At 34.0% G+C, this 359-nt stretch carries 1 pseudogene; it reads left to right on the top strand.

From position 1 onward, the window contains the following. Positions 1-136 precede the first annotated feature (136 nt). A pseudogene (locus ACFIK8_RS11775) lies at positions 137-359 on the top strand (diaminopimelate epimerase); the annotation flags it as partial.

Below are 359 nucleotides of genomic sequence, written 5' to 3' on the forward strand. Positions count from 1 at the left end.
AAGAACAGAATGAAAATTGCTAATTTTAAATGATTATAATTTTTTACCATCCGATTTCTATACATTAAACACTGGCAATTCATAAGATTTTCAGTCATATATTATTTATTATTATAACGATAAATAGAGAAATTTCATGAAAACGCCATTTAGAAAGATGGATGGTCTTGGAAACCAAATCATTGTTGCTGATATGCGTGAAAGCACACATGCTCTTACACCCCAAGCAATCCTTGCATTAGCAGCAGATCCCCAAACACATTTTGATCAAATCATGACTATCCACTCATCCACACAAAAAGAAGCTGACTTCCGCATTGAAATATGGAATGCTGATGGTTCAATGGCTAAAGCGTGTG

It is taken from the genome of Bartonella sp. MR168JLCBS (assembly GCF_042194175.1).